At 56.8% G+C, this 4,982-nt stretch carries 4 protein-coding genes and 1 pseudogene; 3 read left to right on the top strand and 2 right to left on the bottom strand.

Translation table 11 applies throughout. From position 1 onward, the window contains the following. Both ACESMT_RS18035 and ACESMT_RS18030 read left to right on the top strand, forming a co-directional pair. On the top strand, positions 1-804 hold an 804-nt coding region (locus tag ACESMT_RS18035), incomplete at its 5' end, for a tyrosine-type recombinase/integrase (protein ID WP_372827982.1). A 13-nt stretch (positions 805-817) separates the two neighbouring features. After that, a complete protein-coding gene (locus ACESMT_RS18030; RefSeq protein ID WP_372827981.1) occupies positions 818-2,230 on the top strand; it encodes a DUF4158 domain-containing protein in 1,413 nt (470 codons plus the stop codon). 8 nt (positions 2,231-2,238) lie between these two features. Here ACESMT_RS18030 and istB read toward each other — a convergent pair whose 3' ends face one another. Further along, the gene (gene istB / locus ACESMT_RS18025) at positions 2,239-3,096 is read right to left on the bottom strand and encodes an IS21-like element helper ATPase IstB (protein WP_372827980.1); all 858 of its coding nucleotides are present in this window, start codon (positions 3,094-3,096) and stop codon (positions 2,239-2,241) included. Then, positions 3,093-4,673, bottom strand: a complete 1,581-nt coding sequence (gene istA, locus ACESMT_RS18020; protein ID WP_372827979.1) for an IS21 family transposase — start codon at positions 4,671-4,673, stop codon at positions 3,093-3,095. The genes istB and istA overlap by 4 nt, the downstream gene beginning before the upstream one ends. Before the next feature lie 105 nt (positions 4,674-4,778). On the opposite strand from istA, the pseudogene ACESMT_RS18015 reads away from it, so the two are divergent. Then, a pseudogene (locus ACESMT_RS18015) lies at positions 4,779-4,982 on the top strand (AAA family ATPase); the annotation flags it as partial.

Here is a 4,982-nt window from a genome sequence, read left to right as displayed (position 1 = left end):
GCGCAACCTGGCTCGCCTGGATGGGCGCCGTTTCGCGGGCCGCTGAGCACCCGCAGCGTACGCCAGGCCATCACCATTGTGGTGTCGATGTTTCACTGGCTCCAAGCCAGTGGCTACATCGCGCAGAACCCATGGTTGCTGGTGAACCAAAAAATCGGCGATGATCGCCAGGAGCGCGTGCTGCAGTCAAAGGCGCTCAGCGAGGTGGCCACGCGTCAGGTGATCACTTTCTGTCAAGGCAAGCTGCCCGAGCCTGCGGCCCAGCGCATGCTGTTCATCGTGCAGTTTGTCACCAGCGTGGGCCTGCGCAGCGCAGAATTGTTGACAGCGAAGTTATCCGATGTTCAGCACGAAGAAGAGGGCTGGGTCATGCAGGTGCATGGCAAAGGCTCCAAGAACCGTATCGTGGCCCTGCCACCTGCGGCGCTGCACGCCCTCAACACATACTTGCAAGCGCGCGGTTTGGGTGACATTACATGCGCTGCGCCGCAAGCCCCCATACTGGCCAGTCTTCTTGATCCCATGCAGGGCGTGGGCTACCAGGCGCTATACCAACACGTCAAATCCTGGCTGGGCAAAGCCATTGATGTGGCTGAGTTGCCCAGTTCCGAGCGGCTGCGATTGCGCCAGGCCTCGACACATTGGCTCCGGCACACCTTCGGCACCAGAGCCATTGCCAAGGAGGTGCCACTGGACGTGATCCAGGCCCAGATGGGGCACGCCAGCATTCAGACCACCACCGCCATCTACGGACGCGCCCCCATGCGCCGACGCATTGATGAGATGGACCGGGCGTTTAAGTAGAATCGAATTGATCATGCGCGGCGACAACAACGAGCGGCTGACCATTCTGTCAGATGCGGAAAAAACAGCCCTCTACGGCATCCCTCACTTCGACGACTTCCAGCGCATTGAATTTTTTGCCCTGACGGAGACCGAACTGGCCCTGGCGCTGGGGCGAAAAAGTCTACTAGCCCAAGTCTATTGCCTGCTGCAAATCGGCTACTTCAAAGCCAAGCAGGCATTTTTTCAATTCTCACTCAATGAGATTGCGTCCGAAGACGTCGAGTTTATTTTGCAGCGGTATTTTCCTGGACAAACACTTGCAAAAGCCGCCCTGCACACCAGCGAATACTATGTACAGCGCAACAAAATTGCGCAACTCTTTGGCTACCGCATGTACTGCACGAGCGACTTGCCAACACTGCAAGAGAAAGCCAAATTGCTGGCACGTACGGATGTAACGGCCACCTTTTTGTTGGCCGAACTGATGGTCTTTTTGATTGGGCAGCGTATCGTGCGTCCGGGCTACTCCACGCTGCAAACCATCATCAGAGATGCGCTCAGTGCTGAGCGGGAGCGACTGGAGCAATTGGTCGAGGCCGCCATGACCGATGAGGCACGCCAAACGCTGGAGTTGCTGCTGGCCCATGAGAACACATTGACGGAATTGGCTGCCCTGAAACAAGATGCCAAGAGTTTTCGCTACCGCCAGATGGGTGTGGAACGCCAAAAGCGCCTGACACTGAAGCCTTTGTATGCGATTGCAAAAAAACTGCTTCCAGGCCTTGCTGTCTCTCAGCGCAACATCGCTTACTACGCCAGTCTGGCCAACTTCTACACCGTCTATGACTTGCGGCGATTCAAGCCCGCCAAAACCAACCTGTATCTTCTGTGCTACGCATGGCAACGCTACCGCCAGCTCACAGACAATGTGGTGGAAGCCTTTGGCTACCAAACCAGACAACTGGAAGATGAGACCAAGGCGCAGGCCACCCAGCAGGCCGCCAAAATTCACGTTGAGCGCCAACAAGCTACACCACGAGTGGGTGAGCTGCTCTTGCTGTATGTGGATGACACGCTCCCGGACATCACCCCCTTCGGAGCCGTGCGCCACAAGGCGTTTCGCATCATGCCGGAAGATGCGCTGCGCTCGGCCGGCAAACTTCTGACAGAAACGCCTGTCAGCCAAATGGATTTACGCTGGCAGGCCGTGGACAAGCAAAGCGGGCTCTGCACCAAAAACCTGCGCCCACTGGCCACCGCCTTGGAATTCGCCAGCAGCAGCGCCGGTGGCAATGTCTGGCTGGCGGCACTGACATGGATGAAGACAGTGTTTGACCGCCAGCAATCCATTGCCAAACAGCCCCTCTCTGAGGTGCCTGTTGATTTCCATCCAAAGTTGACCCCCTTTTTTCATCTAAAGTTGACCCCACTAATTGCAGTTTAAAGCCCTGCTCAAGAGGCTGTGGATAAGTCTAGGTCAGTTGAAGGTTCTGGTGACGTTTCTCCTTTTGTAGTTGCGGATGTCTTGCTGCGAGAGCCGCCCTTCGCTGTTGTTGCAACCCCAGCAGCGATTTTTGATTTGGCGCTTGATTGTTTAAACCGCCAACTCTGATTGCCCGTCTCCACGATGTGACAGTGGTGCGTCAATCGGTCCAGCAGCGCCGTCGTCATCTTCGCATCGCCAAACACTTGCGCCCATTCGGCAAAGCCCAGATTGGTCGTGATCACAACGCTGGTGCGCTCATAGAGTTTGGACAGCAAGTGAAACAGCAACGCGCCGCCAGCCTGGCTAAACGGCAAGTAGCCCAGCTCGTCGAGTATCACTAGGTCAACGTACATCAGCTTGAGCGCAATCTGCCCAGCTTTGCCGTTTACTTTTTCCTGCTCGAGTGCATTCACCAGTTCCACGGTGGAGAAGAAGCGCACCCGCTTGCCATGTTTTTGAATGGCTTCCACGCCAATAGCCGTGGCCAGGTGCGTCTTGCCGGTGCCTGGCCCGCCAATAAACACCGCGTTGTGTGCCTCTTGCGTGAACTGTCCGCTATGCAGTTTGCGCACCAATAGCTCGTCTACGCTGGCCTCGGTAAACGCAAAGCCGGCCAGGTCCCGGTGCGCGGCAAACCGTGCTGCACCCATCTGATAGGCAGTCGAGCGGACGGAGCGCTCTGCCGACTCACTGAGGATCAGCTGGTGCATAAAGCTCTCAGGGTTGAACTCGGTGTGCCGCGCTTGGGCGCAAACCTCGGGGAAGCTGGCTGCCATGCCGTGTAGTTTGAGGACCTTGAGCTGGGTGATGATTTGCGCGCTCATAGTTGGGCCTCATTTACCGCAGATGGGGTGATTGACTGGCGTAAGCCGTCATAGCGGGCCACATTGGCTGTCGGCGCAATGCGCAGCTTCAAAGGCAGATGCGCCAGCTCAGCGGCCATGGCCTCGCCCAGGTTGGCTGCTGGCATAGTGCATTTAAGGCGAGCCAGCACATTCAAGACATGCTCGCCACTGGGCTTGCCAGACTCCAGCGCCAACTCGGCTGCAACCAGCACCGCATCGAGTCCGTGCACCGGTACGGCAGCCAGGACTTGCGCCATGACCGCATCACCGCCAGATTTACGCATAAGAATAGCTTGCAGCTGCTTGAATGCTGCAGGCATGGTCTCAAACGGTGCGCCGTTGCGCAGCCCGCCGGGTTTGCGTTCGAGCAGGCTGATGTAGTGTTGCCAGTCGTAGAAGGTTTGGCTGCGATCAAAGCAGCGCCGGTGCGCTGCCACCCGCACGCCATCGGCCACGGCGGCAATATGGTCATGGTAGATCCGCAGGCTGACGACACTGTTGGCGTGCTCAGTGGGAACGCTGTAGCGATTACGCTCCAGATGAATCAGGCTGGTGCTGGAGACCCGCGCCAGCAATTCCACATAGCCGTCGAAGGGGCGCGGTACAGGCATCAGCTGGGTTTGCTCGTCTTGCAGTGCGTCGGCTACCTTCATCGCCGGGTACTCCGGGTGATTGAGCTCAGCCCATGCAGCCTTGCTTTGCTCTGCCAGCCACGCGTTGAGTTCTGCCCAATCAGCCCACCTCCTGTCTTTGGCGCGGTGCCAAATACTTGTGCGCCGGTCGCGTACGTTCTTCTCGACGATGCCTTTCTCCCAGCCACTGGCGACATTACAGAACTCGGGCTCGAACAAATAGTGACCCGTCATGGCTTCAAAGCGGGCGTTGATCTTGCGCTTCTTGCCTGCCAGCACCCGATCAACAGCCGTCTTCATATTGTCGTAAATACCGCGCTGCGGTACACCGCCGAAAGCTTCAAACGCTCTGGCGTGCGCGTCAAACAGCATTTCATGGCCTTGGCCGGGGTAGGCAGTCAACCAGAATGCGCGGCTGGCGCACAGCTTGGTGTGGGCCAGCTCGACGCGCCGCCTGATCCCGCCGATAAAGGTGTACTCGGTGCTCCAGTCAAACTGGAAGGCTTCGCCCTGTTTGAACTTCAAAGGAATGAAAGCGCCCTTGGCTGTGGCCAGTCCTTCCTGGATCTTCCACAGCCGGGCAAATGCGCAGACGCGGCCGTAGCTGCCTGTGTAGCCCAACTCACACAGCGCTTGCCACATTTGACCTTTGGTGCGCCGCTCGCGCTTGCCGCGCCCACTGTCAGCTTTGAGCCACAAACTTAAAGTCTCGGTATACGCGTCTAGCTTGCTCACGACCACGCGTACCGGGTATTTGGGCTCGACCATCTCGGGGTCGCGAAGCCACGACCTGACGGTGTTTCGGGACATACCCGTTTGCCGGCAAATTTCTTTAATCGACTGTTTGTCCCGAAAGTACAAACGCCTTATCTTGGCTAATGTTCCCACTTTGATCACTCCTGTCTCCTGTGCATAACTACGCATGCACAGACTTTCTAACAGGGGTCAAATTTCAATGAAAATATCTGCCCTTAAGGGGTCAATTCTGGGTGGAATTCAACAGGAACACCATCTTTCGCAACGGCTTTAAGTGAGGGCGACAAGCGAACTCTGGCGTTTGCATTCTTCGTTGCGAGCACGCTTGCTGACAACAAACTCTCGACGAGGATCGTGGTGATCGATGATCCCATGTGCAGTTTGGACATCAATCGAAAGCACCATACCAAAACAGTCCTAAAAAGCCTTCTCGCTGGCTCGGAACAGCTCGTAGTGCTTGCGCATGATCCATATTTT

The sequence above is a fragment of the Polaromonas sp. genome (assembly GCF_041689105.1).
Taxonomy (GTDB): Bacteria; Pseudomonadota; Gammaproteobacteria; order Burkholderiales; family Burkholderiaceae_C; genus Polaromonas.
The sequence above is the reverse complement of the archived record's forward strand: the minus strand, read 5'-3'. Positions and strand labels throughout refer to the sequence as shown.

What these genes read in the sequence shown, in the direction of transcription:
- ACESMT_RS18030 (WP_372827981.1), top strand. Translation starts at nt 818, where the DNA reads ATGCGCGGCGACAACAACGAGCGGCTGACCATTCTGTCAGATGCGGAA.
- istB (WP_372827980.1), bottom strand. Translation starts at nt 3,096, where the DNA reads ATGAGCGCGCAAATCATCACCCAGCTCAAGGTCCTCAAACTACACGGC.
- istA (WP_372827979.1), bottom strand. Translation starts at nt 4,673, where the DNA reads ATGCGTAGTTATGCACAGGAGACAGGAGTGATCAAAGTGGGAACATTA.